Here is a 21,031-nt window from a genome sequence, read left to right on the forward strand (position 1 = left end):
CCGCCAGGCCTCGCCGGGACCTATGCGGACTTGCGGCTGTCCCGGGGGTGAACCGCGATGTTCATCGCCCCCGAGCGCAGTACGGCCAGGCGCTCCTCGAGGACCTCTTCGAGCTCCTCACGGGTGCGCCGCTCCATCAGCATGTCCCAGTGCGTACGCGCGGGCTTGGCCTTCTTCTCCTCAGGGCCGTCGCCGTCGACGAGGAGTGCCTGGGCCCCGCAGACCTTGCACTCCCACTCCGGCGGGATCTCCGCCTCGACCGAGAAGGGCATCTCGAAGCGGTGCCCCTTCTCGCATGCGTACTCCACGGCCTGGCGCGGGGCCAGGTCGATGCCGCGGTCCGTCTCGTAGCTGGTCACCACGAGGCGCGTGCCGCGAAGAGCTCGCTCACTCATGAATCGTGCCTCCCGGGCTTGTCGCCCACAGGACAGGTGTCGCTGTCGTCGTCATCCGGTCAACGTCCGGTCGGCGGTAAAGATTCCCGTTGCGTTTCCCGTTCCGGGTCCTGCGTCGCCGTCGTAGCCGCAGCCTTGTCAACCAGTGCAGTACCCACCGGCGCCCGGTTTGTCACATCTATGAGGGGATGTCACCCAGCGCTTCTTCATCTTTGACGCGCAGTAACGGTACGCCTGGCAGGCCAAAGGCGTACACTACCGCCCTTTCGCTCTGAGTGCTAAATCTTCTCCGGTACGGGATTGCCCGCGTCGCCGATCGCCCGGCGCACCGGAACCCGGGCGAGCAGAGCGAACCCCAGGGCGAAGAACGCGACCAGCGACAGGATGGCGTCCCGGTAGCTCCCCGTCAGCTGGAACGTCAGCCCGAACAGCAGCGGCCCCAGCCAGCTCATGCCCCGGTCGCTGAGCTCGTACGCCGAGAAGTACTCCGCCTCCTTGCCCGGCGGGACGAGATGGGAGAACAGCGAGCGGGACAGCGCCTGGCTGCCGCCCAGCACCAGGCCGATCATGGAGGCCAGCACGAAGAACCACACCGGCTGCCCGGCGGGCAGGAAGTAGCCCGCCCCCAGGGTCACCGTCCAGGCGACCAGCGAGCCGAGGATCGTGCGCTTGGCACCGTGGGTCCGGGCCAGCCGGCCCAGGGCCAGCGCACCGGCCACCGCCAGTACCTGCACCAGCAGCACCGCCCCGATCAGCGTCGACTGCTCCAGGCCCAGTTCCTCCGAGCCGTACACCGACGCCTGGGAGATCACGGTCTGGATGCCGTCGTTGTAGAGCAGGTAGGCCAGCAGGAAACCCAGCGTCAGCGGATGGCGGCGCATGTCGCGGAGGGTCGCCCTGAGCTGGCGCGCTCCCGGCGCGGTCGCCTCGTGCACGGGAGCGCGCCGGTCGCGCAGCCGGCGCAGCGGGATCAGCGCGAAGGCGCCCCACCACAGGCCGGCCGAGGCGATGCAGATCCGCACCGCCATCCCCTCGGACAGGCCGAAACTGTCATGGGCCAGATACAGGACGAGGTCGGCGACCAGCACCAGGGCGCCCGCCGCGTAGCCGAACGCCCAGCCTCGTGAGGACACCGCGTCGCGTTCCTCGGGCGTGGCGATCTGCGGCAGGTAGGAGTTGTAGAGCATCATCGCCACCGACTGCGCCGCGTTCGCGACGATCAGCAGCAGGCCGCCGAGCAGGTAGCGGTCGCCCGCCAGGAAGAACATCCCCGCCGTCGCGCCGGCCCCGACGTACGCGGCCGCGCCGAGCAGCGGCTTCTTGCGGCCCGTCCGGTCGGCCATCGCACCCGTCAGCGGCATCGCCAGTACGGCCACGATCACCGACAGGGACACCGCGTAGGGGAAGAACGCCCCCGCGCGCACCGGGATGCCCAGCGGGTGCACGAACCCGTCGGCGTCCGCCGCCGCCTCGGCCACCGACGTCAGGTACGGGCCGAGGAACACGGTCAGCACGCTGGTCGAGTAGACCGAGCACGCCCAGTCGTAGAAGTACCAGCCGCGCTGCTCGCGCCGCCGGTCCGCCGTCTCGTCGACGGCCGCACCCCGCACGGTGTCGGTCCCCACCCGCGCCCTCGCTTCCGGTCCTCACGCCCCCGCGCAGGCGTCGCCGGGCGTCAGACCCAGACGCCCCGGTCCTCCATGACCTCGCGCAGTGTGTCGATGTGATCGGTCATGATGCCATCCACACCCAGGTCCAGGAGCCGGTGCATCCGCTCGGGCTCGTTGACCGTCCACACGTGCACCTGCAGACCGCGCGCATGGGCGGTACGCACGAAGCGGCGGTCGACCACCTGGATGCCCGACTGCGTCTCGGGCACCTGCGCCGCCACCGCCGAGGAACGGAGTGCGGCCGGGACCCCCCAGGAGCGCAGCCGGAGGTTCAGCACCCCGCGGGTGCCGTAGGAGGTGGCCAGCCGCGGGCCGGCCAGCCGCTGCGCGCGCACCACGCGGGCCTCGGAGAAGGAGCCCACGCACACGCGGTCCCAGCTGTCGGTGCGCTCGACCAGCTCCAGGAAGGGGTGGAGCGCGGACTCCGCCTTGATGTCGACGTTCCAGCGCACCTGCGGGAACTCCCGCAGCAGATCCTCGAACAGCGGCACCGGCTCCCGGCCCGCCACCCGCGCCTGCGCCACGTCCGCCCAGCTCAGGTCCCCTATGCGGCCCGCGCCGTCGGTCACCCGGTCGAGCGTGGAGTCGTGGAACGCCACGATCCGCCCGTCCCGGGTGACATGCACATCCGTCTCGATGAAGCGGTAGCCCAGCCCGACCGCGCGCCGGAACTGCAGCGCGGTGTTCTCCAGTCCGTCGGCGGCGCCGCCGCGGTGGGCGAAGGCGATCGGGCCGGGGTGGTCCAGGTACGGGTGGCGTATGCGCGTGGTGGTCACCGTCGCAGTATCCCTCCCCGGGGTTGACCGGCGGCAACGACCGTACTGCCGGACGATGCCGCGGGAGCGGCGAACACGCGCAGGAAGAACTGGGCGAGCGGCCCGATCGCCGCGGCGTACAGCAGCGTTCCCGCCCCGACGGTGCCGCCCAGCGCGAACCCGCTCGCCACGACGGCCACCTCGACCGCCGTGCGCACCAGGCGGATCGACCGGCCGGTGCGCCGGTGCAGACCCGTCATCAGGCCGTCCCGCGGGCCCGGCCCGAACCGCGCCGCGATGTACAGGCCGGTCGCCGCTCCGTTGAGCGTGACGCCCGCCAGCATCAGCGGCACGCGTACGGCCAGGCCGTCCACGTCCGGCAGGGCCGCCAGGGTGGCGTCCATGGCCAGCCCCACGACGAAGACGTTGGAGACCGTGCCGAGGCCCGGCCGCTGCCGCAGCGGGATCCACAGCAGCAGCACCGCCGCGCCCACCACGATCGACACCACGCCGATCGTCAGACCGGTCAGCTCGGCCAGCCCCTGGTGCAGCACGTTCCACGGCTCCAGGCCCAGCCCCGCCTCCACCAGGAGGGCGGAGCTGGCGCCGTACAGGGCGAGTCCGGCGTAGAGCTGGATCAGACGGCGGACCGTTCCGCCCGGTGTGGCGCCTGTCGCGCGCAAGATGTCCCCCCGCAGTGGTGGAAGTGGCCTGACGCATGACACTCTGTGGCGGGGAAAGGAAGGCCATCCAGGGCCAATTCCGGGAAGGTGGACCGAAAAGATGGCTCAGTGGACCTCGGCCGTGGGCGCGACGCAGCTCGCCCGGCTGCTCACCTCGCAGCAGGAGCGCCCCGCGGGCCCCGGCACCCGTCGCCCGCCCGCCTACCGGGCCCTCGCCGACGGCATCCGGCTGCTCGTGCTGGAGGGCCGGGTCCCGGTGGCCGCCCGGCTGCCCGCCGAACGCGAGCTCGCCCTGGCGCTGTCCGTCAGCCGCACCACCGTCGCCGCCGCCTACGAGGCACTGCGCACCGAGGGCTTCCTGGAGTCGCGGCGCGGAGCCGGCAGCTGGACCGCCGTACCCGCCGGCAACCCGCTGCCCGCGCGTGGTCTGGAACCGCTGCCCCCGGAGGCGCTCGGGTCCGTCATCGACCTCGGCTGCGCCGCCCTGCCCGCCCCCGAACCCTGGCTGACCCGCGCCGTACAGGGCGCCCTGGAGGAACTGCCGCCCTACGCCCACACGCACGGCGACTACCCGGCGGGGCTGCCCGCCCTGCGCGCCATGATCGCCGAGCGGTACACGGCGCGCGGCATCCCCACCATGCCCGAGCAGATCATGGTGACCACCGGAGCGATGGGCGCCATCGACGCCATCTGCCACCTCTTCGGCGGCCGCGGCGAACGCATCGCCGTCGAGTCCCCGTCCTACGCGAACATCCTCCAGCTCATGCGGGAGGCCGGCGCCCGGCTGGTGCCGGTCGCCATGGCGGAGGGCCTGACCGGCTGGGACATGGACCGCTGGCGGCAGGTGCTGCGCGAGGCCGCACCGCGTATCGCGTACGTCGTCGCCGACTTCCACAACCCCACCGGCGCCCTGGCCGGCGAGGACCAGCGGCGCCGTCTGGTGGAGGCGGCCCGGTCGGCGGGCACCGTCCTGGTCGCCGACGAGACCATGAGCGAGCTCTGGCTGGACGAGGGGTTCGAGGGCGCCATGCCGCGCCCGGTGTGCGGCTTCGACCCGGCCGGGTCCACCGTCGTCACCGTCGGCTCGGCCAGCAAGGCGTTCTGGGCGGGCATGCGCATCGGCTGGGTGCGAGCCGCCCCCGACGTCATCCGCAGTCTCGTCGCCGCCCGCGCCTATGCCGACCTCGGCACGCCCGTACTGGAGCAGCTCGCCGTGAACTGGCTGTTCAGCACCGGGGGCTGGGAGCAGGCCGTCGCCCTGCGCCGGGCCCAGGCCCGGGAGAACCGCGACGCCCTGGTCGCGGCGGTACGCCGGGAACTGCCGGAGTGGGAGTTCGAGGTGCCGCCGGGCGGCCTGACCCTGTGGGTGCGCGCCGGGGGCCTGTCGGGGTCGCGGCTGGCGGAGGCGGGGGAGCGGGTCGGTGTCCGGGTGCCGTCCGGGCCCCGCTTCGGGGTCGACGGCGCCTTCGAGGGCTATGTGCGGCTGCCGTTCACCGTCGGCGGGGCGGTCGCCGACGAGGCGGCCGCCCGCCTGGCCGCGGCCGCCCGTCTGGTGGAGCGCGGCGGCACCGCGGGCACGGAGCCGCCCCGCACGTTCGTGGCCTGAGACGTCCGGGCCGGCGTGCGGCGGACCAGGGGTGCCGCACCGGGCGGTGCGCGGGTGCGGACGGCGGCCGGGCCGGGACGGATCCGCCCCGGCCCGGCCCGGCCGCCCGTGGCAGCGGCGGTTCAGCCCTCCGCGGCCACCGCCTCGGTCGGCATCCGGCGCGCGCGTTCCACAGCGTCCACGGCGTCCGCCGGCGTCTTCTCCGGGGTCTCCAGGTTCTCCTCCGGGCTCTCCGGGTTCTTCGGGTTCTCCGGGTTCTCCGGGTTCTCCGGGTGTTCCAGGGAGGCCTTCTCCAGCGGGGGCGCCCCGCCGGTGCCCCGGTGCGCGGCCGTGTCGTTCACCGCCGCCAAGCCCACCGGGACCTTCGCGACGGGCACCTTGTCGGCGGGCAGCGAGCCCGGGGACGGCGACCGCGGGGACGGCGACCGCGGGGACGGCGAACCTGGGGACGGCGAGGCCGGGGACGGCGAACCCGCGGGCGCGCGGCCGGCCGGGACCGCCTCGGCCGGCACCGGGCCGGTCGGCACCGAGCCGGCCGGTGCCGGATCGATCCGCACCGGCTCGATCCGCACCGGCCCGGTCGGCACCGGCTCGGGCCCTGCCTGGGCCGGGGCGGTGCGGGGCGGCAGCAGACCCAGCACGGCCTGCCGGAGGGCGTCGGGGGTGTCGTCGTCGTAGGGGTCCGGGGTGGCGGGCACCTGGAGCCGGAGCACCGGACCGGAGCCGAGGCGGGCATAGCCCCTGCCGGGCGGCACGGGCGTGACCGGCGTGGTGTGCGGAGGGCAGCCCAGCAGCACCTCCAGCTGCTGCGCGGTGGCGGGCCCGAGGACGACCCGCGCGCGTGTGTGCTGCCGTACCGGGTCGCCGAGCAGGTCCAGCTGGTCGAACTGCTCGGCCACCACCACGGTCACCTGCACCGCCCGGCCGTGCCGCAGCGGCAGCTGGAGCAGCGCGTGGGGGTGCGGCTGCCCCTCGGCGGGCACCGGACCGAGCGCCCCGGGCCGGTCCAGCAGGATCCACAGGGGGCGGCGGGTGTCCTCCGGGGCCGGACACCCCGCCTGGCGGGCGCGGTTGACGGCGATGAGCCGGCGCTCGGTCTCGTGCGCGGCCCACTCCAGTGCCGCCCCCGCCCCGGCCGTGTCGCACTCCACGGCCAGGACGCCGTCCCGGCCGGCCAGGCAGGCGTACTCGCCGGTGCCGCCCCCGTCGACCACCAGGACGTCACCGGAGCGCAGGGCCTGGAGGGCGATCGACCGCAGCAGGGTGGAGGTGCCGCTGCCCGGCTGGCCCACGGCCAGCAGGTGCGGCTCGGTGGAGCGGACCCCGGTCCGCCACACCACGGGCGGGACGTCGCGCCGCTCCTCCCCGTGGGTGAGGGGGAGCGTGCGCGGCACCTCGCCGGGATCGGTGAAACCGAGCACGGTCTCACCCGGCGAGGTCACGAAAGGCTGCGCCGCGATGTCGGTGGGGAGCGGGGCGAGCACGGTGACGGTGAGTTCGTTGCCCTCCTCGTCCCAGAGGAAGTGGTACTCGCGCCCGCGCCCCGACTTGGCGGCCAGCAGCTGCTCGATGCGGGCGCGGGCGGCGGGCTCGCCGTCGGTGAAGTACGCCGGGTAGCGCACCACGAGGCGGCTGACGCGGCCCGAGTCGTCGAACGTGAACCCGGACAGCGCCTTCTCCCAGTCCCCGCCGTGCGCGTACAGCGGGTCGGGGTCCTCGGCGGCGGAGAAATAGGGGACCAGGGCCTCGTACAGGCCCTGCAGACGCTGGATCTGCGACTCGTCGGGGCCTTCGGGGACGGGCGGGACACGGTCCCGCCCGTGCCAGGCCGCGGCCGCCATCAGGGTGATGACGGCCAGCAGCGGGCCGTACGGCACCAGGGCGACGACCAGGACCACCGACGCGACCAGGAACAGCAGCGGCCCGCGCTTGTCCTTGGGGGTGCCGGCCCACTTGCGCCGCCCGGCCGAGGCCAGCCGGCGCATGCCACGGGTGATCGTGATCAGCGGGTGGAGGACGTCGGTGGCGCTGTCGGCCGCCGTCCGGGCCAGATCCCGGCCGCGGGCGATCTGCATGCTGCCTGTGCTCAGGATGCGGGGGAGGGGACGCCGGGCCACTGCTGTCTCCTGACGGTGCGTACGGACGGGGTCTGCGGCGTCAGAACTTGATGCCGCCGAGCAGGCTCGCCAGGCTCTCGCCGCCGGCCTGGATGCTCGGCGCGATGGCCGTGCTGGCGAGATAGAAGCCGAAGAGGGCCGCCACGAGGGCGTGCGACGCCTTGAGCCCGTCCTTCTTGAAGAACAGGAAGACGATGATGCCGAGCAGGACCACACCAGACATGGACAGGATCATTTGAGTTCTCCTGGTTCGCGGGGACAGTCACCATGAGTACTTCCAGGATCACAGGATGTATCCATACGATAAAAGGTGCAAACGGGGGAAATCTTGAAGTTCTCGCTCGTGTGGCGGAGCCGTCGCCGGGCCGCCTGAGCTGGGAAGTCGCGTCGAACGGGTCTCCCGGTGATCTTTGCCTCGGGCGGCGCCCGTCATGTGCCCTCGCAGCCAGTACCCTGGCGATTCACCTGAACGGCTGCAAGGAGAGGCGGACCGGACCATGAGTGAAGCCCCCGACCCCGAGGTCGTGGAGCTCGCGACCAAGATCTTCGATCTGGCCCGGCGGGGGCGGACCGGGGAGCTCGCCGCCTATCTGGACGCGGGAGTTCCGGCCAACCTCACCAACGACCGCGGCGACTCCCTGGTGATGCTCGCCGCCTACCACGGCCACGCCGGGACGGTGCGCGAGCTGCTCGCCCGCGGGGCCGAGGCGGACCGGATCAACGACCGAGGCCAGACCCCGCTCGCCGGTGCCGTCTTCAAGGGGGAGGAGGCCGTCATCACGGTCCTCCTGGAGGCCGGTGCCGACCCGGCCGCCGGTACGCCGTCCGCCGTCGACACCGCACGGATGTTCGGGAAGGCGGAGCTGCTCGCGCTGTTCGGGGCGCACTGATCCACCCACCCCGACCAGGGAGGACGACCTCCCGGGCGGGACAGGCAACGGAAAACGGGGGAGGCGGTGCGGGGCCGCCGGAAATTTCGGTCGCGGCAGTGGAGAGCCCCGAGTCATCATGACGTCGTGATTCACGGACGCGATGGCTGGGCAGGTGTTGCCGCACCGCGCGGGCCGTGATGCGGCCCGCCTGGGCCACCGACGAGAGGCAGAGGAAGATGGTCTACAGCAAGCATGAGACGGCGGGCGCCCCGACGTGTTGTCGCGCATCCAGGTAGAGCACGATCCCCGGTTGCGTCGACGCTTGATGTGAGGCTGTTTCCCATGTTCGATCCGGTCATAGCGCCCAGCGGTACCCTGCTCGGCCTGCTTCAGCGGGGCCGCGGCGACGGCACCCTGCACGCGCTCACCGCTCCCCGCGCCGAGGCGCTCGAAGCGCTGAACCACTGTGTGGTGCGCGACCCCCGCCACGACTGGCAGGTGGAGAACCGCTCCCTCTACTACGCCCGCCTCTACCTCGACCTCGGCGGCGGACTCGACGCCGTCGAGGCCCACCTCTTCGACGCCGAGGACGTGCTCGACACCGAGGACAGCCGCACCGGCCTCGCCCTCGCGGTCCTGGGCCACCTCGCGTCCTACGGCAGGCACGACGCCCTCACCCTGCTGCGCCGCTACGCCGCACACGGGACGAACTGGGCCTGGGCCCTGGACGAGCTCGCCCTGCGCGACGACGACGCCGGGCTGCGCTCCCTCGCCGCCCCCGTCCTGGCCCGCTTCCCCCGCGACGCCGAGGGCGACGCCGAACTCGCCGCCGCCGTCCGCGACGCCTTCGAGCCACGGCCCTGGCGGCTGTGGGCCGACGACCCTCGCCAGGAGATCGCCGGACGGGTGCGGACCGCCCACGAGTCGGGCTGCTTCGACCGCTGGCAGCGCCAGATGCGGCCGTCCGGACCCCGCCCGGGATGGAGCGTCGGCGCCGTCTTCGACTGGGCGCAGCAGGGCGTCGAACGCGGTACCGCCCGGTACGTCCCCGCCGCTCGCTGTCTCGCCGCCGTGGCCGGGCCGGAGGACCGGTCGGAGATCCTCGACGCCGCCGCCCACGGACCCGAAGGGGCCCGCTGCACCGCCCTGCGCTATCTGGCGGACAGCGAGGACCCGCACACCCTCGACCTGATCGAGCACGCCGTCGCCTCCGGCTCCGCGCCCGTCGCCGACGCCGCCGTCGCGGCCTACGAACGCATGCGCGGCGCCGCCGCCGTCGAGCGCGCCCGCCGGTGGGCCCGCCGGTCCGACGCGCTCGGCTTCGCCGCCGGCCGCATGCTCGCCTGCCGGGGCGCCGCCCGCGACAAGGACCTCGTCCTCGTCGCCCTGCGCGAGGCGGTCCGCTCTCAGGGCCCCGACGCGCCGACGCTGTGGACCCTCGTCGACGGCGCCGGCCGGCTCGGCATCGCGTGCGCCGCCCCGGTCCTGCGGCACGTCTACCGCGAGACCGCCTCCTCCCACCTGCGCGGCCGGGCCGCCCGCGCCCTCGCCGCCACCGACCCCGCCTTCCCCGCCGGCTTCGCCGTCGAGTGCCTGTGGGACTGCGAGGAGTCCACCCGCGAACTCGCGGCCCGCCACGCCGAGACCGGCGACGCCCGCGTCGTCGACCGCCTCCGCCGCCTGGCCGCCGACCCCGCCGAGGAGGCCGAGGTCCAGACCGCCGTCCGCAGCCGCATCGGCACGGAGACGCCGCCGGTGTGACGCGGCAGCCCGGCGCCGGGCGGATCCGGACGCCGCCGCGGGGCTCCGGGCGCGGCCCGGCGGTGCGCGGCCCGGCCCGCGCGGCGGCGCGGTCGGCCGCCGGGGCCCTCGCCGGTCCGCGGGGCGCCGTGCCGCGCGCGGCACAGGCCGCGGCAGCGGCACGGGACCCCGCGCCGGGAGCGCGCCGCGGCGCTACGGGGCATGTGACCCCTTTGGCCGGAAACCCCCGTACGTGGGGCGGAACGGGTGATGCGCCGCTCGCCGGATGAACAGGGGATGACCCGAGGGTCAGCCAGGCATGACCACCGCCTGACCCGGGCGGGGGCACAGCTCAACGCTCATGGGACGTTTTCGAACAGGAAAGATCCACGTTGACGTGGCCACGTCCGGCACGGCGAGAACACCGGTATGCGTGTCGTCATCGTGACCGAATCCTTTCCCCCCGACGTGAACGGCGTGGCCCACTGCGCGCTCCAGACCGCCCGGCACCTCGTCGATCGCGGTCACGCACCCCTCGTCGTCGCACCGGCCACCGCCGCCGGCACCGGAAGCGAGGCCGACGCCCAGGCGCCGTGCCCCGTGGTCCGGGTCCCGTCCCTCCCGCTGCCGGGCTACCCCCAGGTCCGCGTCGCCCTCCCCAGCCGGCGCGTCGCCCACGCGATCGCCCAGCACCGCACCGACATCGTCCACCTGGCCAGTCCCTTCGTCCTCGGCGTCCGCGGCATGGCCGCCGCGGCCAGGCTCGGCGTGCCCGCGGTCGCCGTCTACCAGACGGACCTGGCCGGCTACGCCCGCACCTACATGGGCGCCGGCGAGGCGGCCGCCTGGCGCCGCATCCGCTCCGTGCACGCCGCCGCCGACATCACCCTCGCCCCCTCCAGCGCCGCCCGCGGCGACCTGGAGGCCCACGGAGTGCCCCGGGTGGCCCTGTGGCCACGCGGCGTCGACACCGTCCGCTTCCGGCCCGACCTCCGCGACGAGGAACTGCGCCGCGAACTCGCGCCGAACGGCGAGCTGATCGTCGGCTACGTCGGCCGCCTCGCCCCCGAGAAGCAGGTCGAACTGCTCGCCGGGGCCTGCGGCCGGCCCGGAGTGCGCGTCGTGGTGGTCGGGGACGGGCCGAGCCGGACCCAGCTGGGCGAGACCCTTCCCGGCGCCGTCTTCCTCGGCCGCCGCACCGGCGACGACCTCGCCCGGATCTTCGCCTCGCTGGACGTCTTCGCCCACACCGGCCCCTTCGAGACCTTCTGCCAGACCGTGCAGGAGGCCATGGCCAGCGGCGTGGCCGTGGTCGCCCCGGCCGTCGGCGGACCCCTCGACCTGGTCGACCACGGCCGCACCGGCCTGCTCGTGCCGCCGCGCGACGCCGACGCCGTCGGCGAGGCCGTCGCCGCGCTCGCCGCCGACCCCGCCGCCCGGGCCGCGTACGGCGCCGCCGGGCGCGCCACCGTGGAAGGCCGCACCTGGGCGGCCGTCGGCGACCGGCTGATCGGGCACTACGAGCAGGTCCTGCTCGCCCGGAAGGCGGTGCTCGCGGCATGACCGGTCAGCCGCTGCGCATCGTCCGCGTGGCGAACTTCGTCGCGCCCGCCTCCGGCGGTCTGCGCACCGCGCTGCGCGAACTCGGCAAGGGGTTCAGGGCGGCCGGCCACGAACCCGTCCTCGTCGTGCCCGGCGAACGCCACACCGACCAGGACACCGAGCAGGGCCGCGTCATCACCCTGCCCGGCCCGCAGCTGCCCGGCACCGGCGGCTACCGGGTCCTCGCCGACCGGCGCCGTGTCGCCGCCCTCCTGGAGGACCTCGCCCCGGACCGGCTGGAGGTCTCCGACCGGACCACCCTGCGCTGGACCGGCCGGTGGGCCCGGCGCGCCCGGGTGCCCTCGGTGATGGTCTCGCACGAGACCGCCGACGGCGTCCTGCGCACCTGGGGCGTACCGGAGCGGTACTCCCGGCGCGCCGCCGACGCCCTCAACGTCCGCACCGCGCACGTCTACTCCAAGGTCGTGTGCACCACCGAGTTCGCGGAACGGGAGTTCGTCCGGATCGGCGCCCGCAACGTCGTACGAGCGCCGCTCGGGGTGGACCTGACCGACCGGCACCCCGCCCTGCGTTCGGCCGCGCTACGGGCCCGCTACGCCCGCGCCGGCCAGACGCTGCTGGTGATGTGCTCCAGGCTGTCGGTGGAGAAGCGGCCCGGCACCGCCCTCGACGCGCTCGCCGCGCTACGCCGCCGGGGCGTGTCCGCGGTGCTCGTCGTCGCCGGGGACGGCCCGCTGCGGTCCCGCCTCGAACAGCGGGCCCGGGAGCGCGCCCTGCCCGTGACCTTCCTCGGCCACGTCTTTGACAGCGGACTGCTCGGCGCGCTCCAGGCCTCCGCCGACGTGTGCCTGGCCCCCGGCCCCGCCGAGACCTTCGGGCTCGCCGCGCTGGAGGCGATGGCCTGCGGCACCCCCGTGGCGGTCAGCGCCTCCTCCGCGCTGCCCGAGGTCGTCGGCTCCGCCGGCGCCACCGCCGCCGACCACGGGGACGCGTTCGCCGACGCCGTCGCCGAGCTGCTCGACCGCCCGGGCCCCCAGCGCCGCGGGGCCGCACGCGCGCGTGCCGAGTGCTTCGGATGGGGCGCGGCCGTGGACGCCTTCCTCGCCGCGCACGAGGCCGAGGCCCTCGTTCCCCGGGACCCCGTCCTGCCCGGAGGCACGGCATGAGCTCCGTCCGCTACGTCGCACTCGGGGACTCCCTCACCGAAGGCGTCGGCGATCCCGTCGGCAACGGGTGGCGCGGCTGGGCCGCGCTGCTCGCCACCGGGCTCTGCGCCGGCCCCGAGGGGCCGCACGGGGCGGCCGAGTTCACCAACCTCGCCGTCAGCGGAGCCCAGACCCGCGACCTCGCCCAGACGCAGCTGCCCGCCGCGCTCGCCCTGCAGCCGCATGTCGCGTCCGTCCTCGTCGGCGTCAACGACACGCTGCGGTGCACCTTCGACATCCACGCGGTCGCCGCCCGGCTGGACCGGGTGTACGCGGAGCTCACCGCCCAGGGCGCGGTCCTGCTCACCGCCTGCCTGCCCGACCCGGGCGCCATGCTGGGCCTGCCGGGCGCACTGGCGCGCCCGCTGGCGCGGCGGCAGCGGGCCGTGAACGCCGTGGTCCACGCGCTGTCCGAGCGCTACGGCGCGGTGCACCTGCACGCCAGCGAGGGCGGCTGGCTGAGCGACCGCGCGCTGTGGAGTGCGGACCGGCTGCACCCGGGCGAGCGCGGGCACCGGGCGATCGCCCTGCGCTTCCACGCGCTGCTCGCCGACGCCGGGGTGGCACGAGGTGCCGCGCCCGCGGCGGAGCCGGAGTTCCCGGTGCCCACCCGCACCGCCAGCCTGTGGTGGCTCGCCACCGCCGGCACCGCCTGGGTGACCCGCCGCTGCACCGACCTGCTGCCCCAGCTGCTGCGGCTGGCCGCCGACGAGATGCGGCACCGCGCGCGCGGCACCAGCGCCCGGCTCGACCTGCGCGCCGCGCACGCCGTGTCCACCGCGCTGGCCTCGTTGTCCGTGCGGGAGGCACCGGAGCCGGAGGCGGCGTAGGGCCGTACCGGCCGCACCCGTCAGGACGGGCCCGGTCCGGCCGAGGCCTGTCGGACCGGCCCGGGGTGGGGTGGACCGGCCGGGTCAGGTCCCGCGGACCGGGACGGGCCGGACCACCCGTCGCACCGGCCGGTCGAGCCGGACCGCCCCGCCCGGCCCACTCCGGTCGTTTGGGCTGTTGTCGCACCCAGCACCTAATCTGTGCACCGTGACTTCGCCAGCAACGACGGATCCCGTCCCGCCCCAGCTCAGCGCGGCGCCGCGCCCCGCACCGGGGCCGGCCGCCGACGAAGGGCTGGCGCGGCGCCTGCGCGCGCTCGCCTGCACCGCCCCCCTGCACGACCTCGACGTGCGCAAGGCCAACCTCGCCGGCGAGTACTCCGTGTACGGCATGGCGGAGGTCGCCCTCGCCGCCATCGACCTGGTCACCCTCACGATGGACTTCGACACCGGCGCCGATCACGACCAGGTCGTCGCCCGGCTGGTCCCCCGCGTCTCCGCCCAGAGCCCGGACCGCCCCGCCGCCGAGCACGAGCGAGTGGCCCGCTGGGTCCTGGAGAACCTGATCAACGTCGGCAGCGTCGACCGCGGCTTCCGCGCCGTGTACGGCACCTTTGCCGCCGACGGCAGCTATGTGCGCCGCGACTACGACTTCAAGCTGATCGAGGAGGTGCCCGGGCCCGGCGGCAGCGTCTATCTGCGCACCACCGACGAGGCGGTCAACGTCCTCGTCGGTGCTCTCGACACCGATGTCACCAGCGCGCAGATCGCCGCCGAGGTCAAACTGGAGGTCCTGATCAGCCGCGGCCGGCTCGCCGACGCCCAGCTCGCCGCGGAGCAGGCCCGGTACCGGACCGTGCAGTACTCCGAGACACTGCGCCGGGCCCTGGAGGCCACTCGCCGCAACGTGCGCGCCGTGGACTGGCTGAACGCGGTGCCCGACATGATCGCGGAGGCGCTCGACCACGTCGCGGACCGCTACCGCCACGAGAACGCGATCCTGACCAACATCCGCCGCGCCCGCGACGAGTCGGAGGACCCCGAGCACAAGCGCCGCGCGGCCGAACTGGTCGACATCGTCAAGGACTGCATCCGGCGGCACACCCAGCTCCAGTCGCGCCTGCTGGAGGCGGGCCCGCTGTTCCGCGCGGAACAGGACCGGCAGGCCTTCGCCGCGCCCCTCGCGTCCTCCGGCACGGACCTCTACGGACATGTCGTCGCCCCCGTCCTTCCGCTGCCCCTGGAGCAGGCCGTGCGCGTCACGGACGCGTTCTTCGCGCACGGCACCGGACTGCGCACCCCCGTGTCCGTGCGGGTGGCCGACCTGGTCGACATACTGCTCACCCCGCCGGTCGAACGCGACCACCTCGGCGCGGAGATGCCCGAGCCGGACCTGATCGCCACGCCGGACGACAGCCGCTTCAGCGAGGAGCAACTGGCCACCGCGACCGCGCTGCTGGACCTGCCGGCCGACGCACCGCGCAGGCTGTCGGGCCTGCTGGCCGAGGCCCGGCGCACGGACCCCGAGCTGCCCTACCTGGTCGCCCTGCTGGCCGTGCACGCGGCCAGCCCCGCGGTGGGCACCGCCTACCGGCAGGGCGAACAGAAGCTGCTGTTCGCCGTGGACGACGGGACCCGCCTGGAGGACCCCGAGTTCGGCGGCGCCGACCTGATCGTGGGTACCGCCCTGCTGGACGCCGCGGGGATGGCGGCGGACCGGACGGAGGCGGCATGAGCCCGCACCGGCGCAACAGCCCGCACCGGCGCAACAGCCGGGACTGGCGCAACAGCCGGGACTGGGGCGACAGCCCGCACCGGAGCAGCCGCGGACACCGGCGCGGCGACCGGCACCAGCGCGACGGCGGGGGCCGGAGCATCAGCGAGCACGAGCGGAACGAGGAGCCGAAACCGTGACCGAGCACGTCGAGTGGAGTGACCCGGAGCCCGCCGCAGCGCCGGTGAGCACCGCTCTCACCCCCGCCGACGCCGCGGACGCGGCGCGGCTCGTCGCCTTCGGGCTGCAGCCGAAGCTGCAGCCCGCCCGCGACACGGAGTACACCGAACTCCTGCGCCGCCACCGGGAGGACCCGGCGTTCGCCCGGCTCACCGACGCCGTCGCCGCCGGCCTCGGTCTGGTCGTCCTGGAGGTCTCCCCGCGCGCAGGCATGGCCGTGACCGCCGCCGAGGACTCCGTGTTCGCCGTCCGTATGGGCGACTACGCCCGCCGTACCTCCGCCGACGGCAGCGACCGCTTCCTGCACGGCCTGGCCCATCTCGCCGTCGCCGCCCTGGCGTTTCCCCGCCCGGAGGACCTCGCCGACGACGGCTACATCGGGAGGGTCAGCGTCAACGGGGTGGACGCGTTCGTCCGCCAGGCCTGCCGGCGGCTGGAGGAACGCGCCGACCGGGCCGGAGAGAACACCGACCCGGCGACCGACGCGCCCGGTCTGGAGGCCGCCTGGCGGGTCTGGGCCCGACGCAGCGCCACCGGCGCCACCAAGGACGCCCGCCGCCTCGCCGGATCCACCACCGGGATCGTCGGCAAGGCCGTCGCCTTCCTCACCGACTCCGGCTTCCTGCAGCGCACCGGCGACGACCACGGGGGCACCTACCGTACGACCGCCCGCTACCAGCTCCAGGTCCGCGACATGGCCGGCAGCGCCGCCATGGCCGAGCTGCTGGAGCTCGGCGTCGTCCCGGTCACCGACGGCACCCCGACCCTGCTGCCCGCCGAGGACGGCGACGACCTCGCCCTCACCGCCGACGCCGGACTGCCGTTCCACTCCTGACCCGCCGACCCCGCCGACCCCGGCCCCGCGGTCCTGCCCTGCTGATCCCGACCTGCTGATCCCGACCTGCTGTTCCTGACCTGCTGATCCTGACCTCCCGACCTGCACCAACACTGACGAGAGTCCGCCATGTACGAGCTGTCCCGGGTCCGCCTCTACTCCATCGGACCCGCCGGAGCGCGCTACGCCGACACCGTGCTCGACCTGCGCGGTGTGGGCGACGTCGTGCCCGACCCCGCGCCCGCGCAGGCGGAGTTCTTCGAGGAGGAGCCGGTCGGCCCGCCGCGCCGCCCGGCGCCCGCGGGCGTGCTCTTCCTGGAGAACGGCGGCGGCAAGTCCGTCCTGCTCAAACTGATCTTCTCGGTCATGCTGCCCGGCCACCGCAACACCCTCGGCGGCGCCAGCTCCGGCGTGCTGCGCAAGTTCCTGCTCGCCGACGACTGCGGCCATGTCGCCCTGGAGTGGCAGCACGTGCAGACCGGCGAGTGCGTCGTCGTGGGCAAGGTCAGCGAGTGGCGGGGCCGTCAGGTCTCCAGCGACCCCCGCAAGTTCGCCGAGGCCTGGTACTCCTTCCGGCCCGGCCCCGGCCTCGCCCTGGACAACCTCCCGGTCGCCGAGGCCACCGCCGTACGGCCCGCTGCGGAGGGCGCCTCCGGCGCACACGGCCGGCGCCGCACCATGAAGGGCTTCCGCGACGCCCTCACCGACGCCGGCAAGGCGTACCCGCACCTGGAGGTCCACTGGGAGGAGATCCACGAGCGCTGGACCGAACACCTCGGCGACCTCGGCCTCGACCCCGAACTCTTCCGCTACCAGCGTGAGATGAACGCCGACGAGGGCGAGGCCGCCGGCCTGTTCGCGGTCAAGAAGGACTCCGACTTCACCGACCTGCTGCTGCGCGCCGTCACCGACACCCGCGACACCGACGGCCTCGCCGACCTCGTCAGCGGCTTCGGCAGCAAGCTCGGCCGACGCGCCGAACTCATCGCCGAACGCGACTTCACCGCCGGCTCCGTGGAACTCCTCGGCAGGATCGTCGAGGCCGCCGGGGTCCGGGCCCGCGCCCGCGACGTCCACACGGCGGCCGAACGGCGCACCCGCACCCTCGCCCGCCGGCTCTCGGCGCGCGGCGCACAGGAGCGCCTGCGCGCCGCCGACCTCGCCCAACGCGTCACCGCCGCGGCCTACGCCGTCACCCACTCCGAGTCCGCCCGCGGCCGCAGCGCCCTCGTCGCCGCCGAACTCGCCTACCGGCACGCCTCGCTGGCCCTGGCCGCCGCGGAGAAGGCCGCCGCCGCGCAGAAGCGCGAACTCGCCGACGCGCGTACCCTGCACGCGGCCTGGCAGGCCGCCGAGGCCGTGCTGCGCCACCGGGCGGCCGCCGACCGGGTGGCCCGTGTCGCCGCCGCCATCCAGGAGGCCGAACGCGACGCCGCCCCCGCCCTCGCCGCCCGGACCAAGGCAGCCACCGACCTCGTCCGGGCCCTGCACACGGCCGCGGAGAGCGCCGAGAACCTCGCCGACGAGGAGGAGGAGCGCTCCGCCGCCCTCCAGGACGCCGGTGACGGCGCCCACCGCGACGCCACCGCCGCCGCCACCGAGGCACAGCGCGCCCGCAGCGAGGCCGGACACCTGCGCCAGCGCCTCACCGAGGTGGAGCAGGAGACCGCCGAAGCGGTCCGCGCCGGCTGGCTCGACGACAGCACGCCCGACGCCGACCCGGCCCGCGCCGCCCTGGCCGCCAGCGACGCCGAGACGGCCGCCGTCGCGGCCTGGGACGCCGCCCGCGACGCCGCCCGCCGGTCCGCCGAGCAGGCCCGCGAGACCGCGTCCGCAGCCTCCCGCGCGGAACTCACCGCGGCCCGGGCCGCCGACGCCGCACTCGCCGCCGAACACGCCCACGACGCCGAACGCCGCACCGCGCAGGCCCTCGCCGCGGAGGAACGCCTCACCGACCTGCTCGGCCTGGCCGGCCACGACGTGCCCGCCGCCGTACCGGGGCCCCGCCGCGAGCAGGACGCACCGCCCGCCACGGGGCTCAGCGCCGAGGAACTCGACCGCTTCGCCGACGAACTGCGCGAACTCCTCGACGACGCCGTCTCCGCCGCCGAACGGCAGCTGTTCGAGCTGCGCACCGCCGCCGCCGACGACTCCCGGATCCTCGGAGCCCTCGGCGACGGCGGCCTGCTGCCGCCCGGCCCCGACGTCCTGGCCACCGTCGAGTACCTCGGCGAGCACGGCATCCCCGCCCTGCCCGGCTGGCGCTACCTCGCCCAGGCCGTCGACCCGGTGGACCATGCGCGGGTGCTGGCGGCCCGCCCCGAACTCGTCGACGGCGTGATCATCACCGACCCCGCCACCCATGCCCGCGCCCGCGAGGCACTGGGCGACGCCGCGCTGCTGCCCCGCTCCGCCGTGGCCGTCGGCACCGCGGCCGCCCTCCTCGCCCCGGCGCCGGCGGCCGCCGCCCCCGACGACGGCGCTGTCTTCCTCGTGCCGCCGAACCCCGCCATGCACGACGAGCACGCCGCCGACGAGGAACGCCGCACGCTGCGCACCCGCGCCGCCGCACGCGACGAGGAGATCCGCGCCCTGGCCGCCCGGCTCGGCAAGGACCGCGAACTCGCCGCCCGGCTCGCCTCCTGGCGCGCCGGCTGCGCCACCGGACGCCTGCGGGAACTCGCCGAGGCCGCCCGCGCCGCCCGCTCCTTCGCCGAGGAGTGCGAGGCCGAACTCGCCGACGCCCGGATCGCCCGTGCCGAGTCCGAGGAGGCCGCCACCGAGGCGGCCCGGCTCCGCGACGAGCGGCAGGAGGCCGCCCAGAAGGCACGCCGCGCCGCCGACGCCCTCGCCGGCCTCGCCTTCCGGCTGCGGGAACGCGCCGGCTGGCAGGCCCGCCTGCGGGAACTCGCCGACGAGGCCGCCGAGTCCGAAGCCCGAGCCCAGACCTGTCTCGAACGGGCCCGCGCCGCCGACGAGGACCGCCGTGCCGCTCAGCGCGCCGCGGACGACGCCCGCCGCACCGCACGCGCGCTGCGCGCCGAGCGCTCCGAGATCGCAGGCGCCCCCGACGACCTGCCCGACACCGCGACCGCCACCCCCGGCGCGCCCCTGCCCGCGCTGCGCGAGGCCTACCGCGCCGCCTCCCAGGTGTACGAGAAGGTCGGTGTCGGCGCCGATCTGCGCGCCGAGCAAGCCCGCGCGGAGAGCGACGAGAGCGCGGCCCGCGCCGAACTCGACCGGCTCAGCAACAAGGTCCGCACCCGCGCCGAGCAGCTCCTGCAGTCCCCGGACGGGTCCGACGGGCCTTCCCGGCAGGCCGCCGCCGCCCGCGCCGAGGAACTCATGCAATTGGTGGAGACCCGCATGTCCACCGCCAGTGAGCTGCTCGGCCGGTTGCGCGGCGAGGCCGAGCGGCACGCCCCCGAGGACGGCGACGCGCACACCGAGCTGTCCGAGGAGACCCGGCCCCGGGACGCCGACCACGCCCAGGCCCTGCTGCGGACCGCGACCGCCGAACTCGCCTCCCGCACCGAGGCCCTGGAGCAGGCCCGGGCGGCCCACGCGGAACTCCTCGACACCCATCGCGCCGCCGAGGACGCGGCCGGCGGCTTCGACGAGACCGCCGCGCTGCTCCGCGACCTGCTGCGTGAGCACGTCACCGACGACGAGCAGGACGCCCCGGAGCCCTACCCCGGAGGCCTTGAAGAGGCCCGGCAGTCCGCAGCGGAGGCCCGCCGCTCGCTGCGGAGCTGCGCCGCCGATCTGTCGGCCGCCGAAGCCGCCGTCCGTGAGGCCTGCGACGTCCTCGTGCGGCACGCCAACGCCACCCGCTACGAACAGGTCCGCACCCCCGCCCGGCAGCAGATCCGCGAACTGCCCGCCTCGGCGCTGCCCGAGCACGCTCAGCGGTGGGCCGACGCCTTCGCACCGCGCCTCCGCGTCCTGACCGACGAACTGACCCAGCTGGAGCGCAACCGGGACTCGATCGTGGACCGGCTGCGCGGACTGGTGGAGTCGGCGCTGGCGACACTCCGCTCCGCGCAGCGGCTGTCCCGGCTGCCCGAGGGACTCGGCGAATGGTCCGGACAGGAGTTCCTGCGCGTCCGGTTCGAGGAACCCGACCAGGCCACGCTCACCGAGCGCCTGGGCGAGGTCATCGACGAGGCGACCCGTGCCGCCGTGAAGAAGAACTCCGATCTGCGCCGGGACGGCATGTCCCTGCTGCTGCGGGGCGTCGCGGCGGCCCTGCAGCCCAAGGGCGTCGCCGTCGAGATCCTCAAACCGGACGCCGTGCTGCGCGCCGAGCGGGTACCCGTCGGACAGATGGGCGACGTGTTCTCCGGCGGTCAGCTCCTCACCGCCGCCATCGCCCTGTACTGCACGATGGCCGCACTGCGCTCCAACGACCGCGGCCGCGACCGGCACCGCCACGCCGGCACCCTGTTCCTGGACAACCCCATCGGGCGCGCCAACGCCACCTACCTGCTGGAACTCCAGCGCGCCGTCTCCGACGCGCTCGGCGTCCAGCTCCTCTACACCACCGGCCTGTTCGACACGACCGCCCTGGCCGAGTTCCCCCTCGTGATCCGGCTGCGCAACGACGCCGACCTCAGGGCCGGCCTGAAGTACATCAGCGTGGAGGAGCACCTCCGCCCCGGCCTGCCCCAGCAGGCCTCTGCGGGCGACACGGGCGAGGCGGTGCACAGCGAGATCACGGCGACCCGCATGTTCAAGCGCCCGGCATCAGCCGCGCCCTGACGAGGTGAAGGCCCCGCCGCCCCACCGGGGCGGCGGTTGCTCCTC

General features: G+C 75.1%; 15 protein-coding genes and 1 pseudogene. 10 read left to right on the top strand and 6 right to left on the bottom strand.

Annotation, left to right across the window (positions count from 1 at the left end):
• Positions 1 to 20: 20 nt before the first annotated feature.
• From AC5K6T_RS08995 to yczE, 4 genes are all read right to left on the bottom strand, one after another.
• The gene (locus AC5K6T_RS08995; protein WP_003977404.1) at positions 21 to 395 is read right to left on the bottom strand and encodes an RNA polymerase-binding protein RbpA; all 375 of its coding nucleotides are present in this window, start codon (positions 393 to 395) and stop codon (positions 21 to 23) included.
• 278 nt (positions 396 to 673) lie between these two features.
• Complete coding sequence (locus AC5K6T_RS09000) at positions 674 to 2,020, bottom strand: MFS transporter (protein ID WP_493207213.1); 1,347 nt, start codon at positions 2,018 to 2,020, stop codon at positions 674 to 676.
• A 50-nt stretch (positions 2,021 to 2,070) separates the two neighbouring features.
• Positions 2,071 to 2,841 (bottom strand): glycerophosphodiester phosphodiesterase family protein, encoded by a 771-nt coding sequence (locus AC5K6T_RS09005; RefSeq protein WP_493207214.1) that lies wholly within the window; start codon positions 2,839 to 2,841, stop codon positions 2,071 to 2,073.
• Positions 2,838 to 3,503 carry a membrane protein YczE gene (gene yczE / locus AC5K6T_RS09010; RefSeq protein WP_493207216.1) on the bottom strand — a complete coding sequence of 222 codons (666 nt, stop codon included), beginning with the start codon at positions 3,501 to 3,503 and terminating at the stop codon, positions 2,838 to 2,840. Before yczE ends, AC5K6T_RS09005 begins: the two co-directional genes overlap by 4 nt.
• 100 nt (positions 3,504 to 3,603) lie before the next feature.
• Here yczE and AC5K6T_RS09015 point away from each other — a divergent pair, with 100 nt between their 5' ends.
• On the top strand, positions 3,604 to 5,109 hold the full coding sequence (locus AC5K6T_RS09015) for an SCO1417 family PLP biosynthesis transcription factor (RefSeq protein WP_493207218.1): 1,506 nt from the start codon (positions 3,604 to 3,606) through the stop codon (positions 5,107 to 5,109).
• Between the two features lie 578 nt (positions 5,110 to 5,687).
• Here AC5K6T_RS09015 and AC5K6T_RS09020 read toward each other — a convergent pair.
• Positions 5,688 to 7,226, bottom strand: a pseudogene (locus tag AC5K6T_RS09020) (ATP-binding protein); the annotation flags it as partial.
• Positions 7,227 to 7,266: 40 nt separating this feature from the next.
• A complete protein-coding gene (locus tag AC5K6T_RS09025) occupies positions 7,267 to 7,461 on the bottom strand; it encodes a hypothetical protein (protein WP_493207220.1) in 195 nt (64 codons plus the stop codon).
• 262 nt (positions 7,462 to 7,723) lie between these two features.
• On the opposite strand from AC5K6T_RS09025, the gene AC5K6T_RS09030 reads away from it, so the two are divergent.
• The 9 genes from AC5K6T_RS09030 (at position 7,724) to AC5K6T_RS09070 (ending at position 20,986) form a co-directional block, all read left to right on the top strand.
• Positions 7,724 to 8,116 carry an ankyrin repeat domain-containing protein gene (locus tag AC5K6T_RS09030; protein WP_493207221.1) on the top strand — a complete coding sequence of 131 codons (393 nt, stop codon included), beginning with the start codon at positions 7,724 to 7,726 and terminating at the stop codon, positions 8,114 to 8,116.
• Positions 8,117 to 8,440: 324 nt separating this feature from the next.
• Positions 8,441 to 9,859, top strand: a complete 1,419-nt coding sequence (locus AC5K6T_RS09035) for a HEAT repeat domain-containing protein (RefSeq protein WP_493207223.1) — start codon at positions 8,441 to 8,443, stop codon at positions 9,857 to 9,859.
• 408 nt (positions 9,860 to 10,267) lie between these two features.
• Positions 10,268 to 11,401 (top strand): glycosyltransferase family 4 protein, encoded by a 1,134-nt coding sequence (locus tag AC5K6T_RS09040; protein ID WP_493207224.1) that lies wholly within the window; start codon positions 10,268 to 10,270, stop codon positions 11,399 to 11,401.
• On the top strand, positions 11,398 to 12,567 hold the full coding sequence (locus AC5K6T_RS09045) for a glycosyltransferase (RefSeq protein ID WP_493207226.1): 1,170 nt from the start codon (positions 11,398 to 11,400) through the stop codon (positions 12,565 to 12,567). The genes AC5K6T_RS09040 and AC5K6T_RS09045 overlap by 4 nt, the downstream gene beginning before the upstream one ends.
• Entirely contained in the window at positions 12,564 to 13,436 is an 873-nt protein-coding gene (locus tag AC5K6T_RS09050; protein WP_493207227.1) for an SGNH/GDSL hydrolase family protein, read from the top strand. The genes AC5K6T_RS09045 and AC5K6T_RS09050 overlap by 4 nt, the downstream gene beginning before the upstream one ends.
• Before the next feature lie 208 nt (positions 13,437 to 13,644).
• On the top strand, positions 13,645 to 15,171 hold the full coding sequence (locus AC5K6T_RS09055) for a hypothetical protein (RefSeq protein ID WP_493207229.1): 1,527 nt from the start codon (positions 13,645 to 13,647) through the stop codon (positions 15,169 to 15,171).
• Entirely contained in the window at positions 15,168 to 15,350 is a 183-nt protein-coding gene (locus AC5K6T_RS09060; protein WP_493207231.1) for a hypothetical protein, read from the top strand. Before AC5K6T_RS09055 ends, AC5K6T_RS09060 begins: the two co-directional genes overlap by 4 nt.
• Positions 15,347 to 16,225, top strand: a complete 879-nt coding sequence (locus AC5K6T_RS09065) for a hypothetical protein (RefSeq protein WP_493207233.1) — start codon at positions 15,347 to 15,349, stop codon at positions 16,223 to 16,225. The genes AC5K6T_RS09060 and AC5K6T_RS09065 overlap by 4 nt, the downstream gene beginning before the upstream one ends.
• 129 nt (positions 16,226 to 16,354) lie before the next feature.
• Positions 16,355 to 20,986: a hypothetical protein gene (locus AC5K6T_RS09070; RefSeq protein WP_493207234.1), complete on the top strand. Its 4,632-nt coding sequence runs from the start codon at positions 16,355 to 16,357 to the stop codon at positions 20,984 to 20,986.
• The last annotated feature ends 45 nt before the right edge of the window (positions 20,987 to 21,031 follow it).

The organism is Streptomyces sp. B8-7, from assembly GCF_058833805.1.

Coding starts and splice junctions, on each gene's coding strand:
- AC5K6T_RS08995 (WP_003977404.1), bottom strand. CDS start 395: ATGAGTGAGCGAGCTCTTCGCGGCACGCGCCTCGTGGTGACCAGCTAC.
- AC5K6T_RS09015 (WP_493207218.1), top strand. CDS start 3,604: ATGGCTCAGTGGACCTCGGCCGTGGGCGCGACGCAGCTCGCCCGGCTG.
- AC5K6T_RS09025 (WP_493207220.1), bottom strand. CDS start 7,461: ATGATCCTGTCCATGTCTGGTGTGGTCCTGCTCGGCATCATCGTCTTC.
- AC5K6T_RS09040 (WP_493207224.1), top strand. CDS start 10,268: ATGCGTGTCGTCATCGTGACCGAATCCTTTCCCCCCGACGTGAACGGC.
- AC5K6T_RS09050 (WP_493207227.1), top strand. CDS start 12,564: ATGAGCTCCGTCCGCTACGTCGCACTCGGGGACTCCCTCACCGAAGGC.
- AC5K6T_RS09030 (WP_493207221.1), top strand. CDS start 7,724: ATGAGTGAAGCCCCCGACCCCGAGGTCGTGGAGCTCGCGACCAAGATC.
- AC5K6T_RS09035 (WP_493207223.1), top strand. CDS start 8,441: ATGTTCGATCCGGTCATAGCGCCCAGCGGTACCCTGCTCGGCCTGCTT.
- AC5K6T_RS09070 (WP_493207234.1), top strand. CDS start 16,355: ATGTACGAGCTGTCCCGGGTCCGCCTCTACTCCATCGGACCCGCCGGA.
- AC5K6T_RS09045 (WP_493207226.1), top strand. CDS start 11,398: ATGACCGGTCAGCCGCTGCGCATCGTCCGCGTGGCGAACTTCGTCGCG.
- AC5K6T_RS09060 (WP_493207231.1), top strand. CDS start 15,168: ATGAGCCCGCACCGGCGCAACAGCCCGCACCGGCGCAACAGCCGGGAC.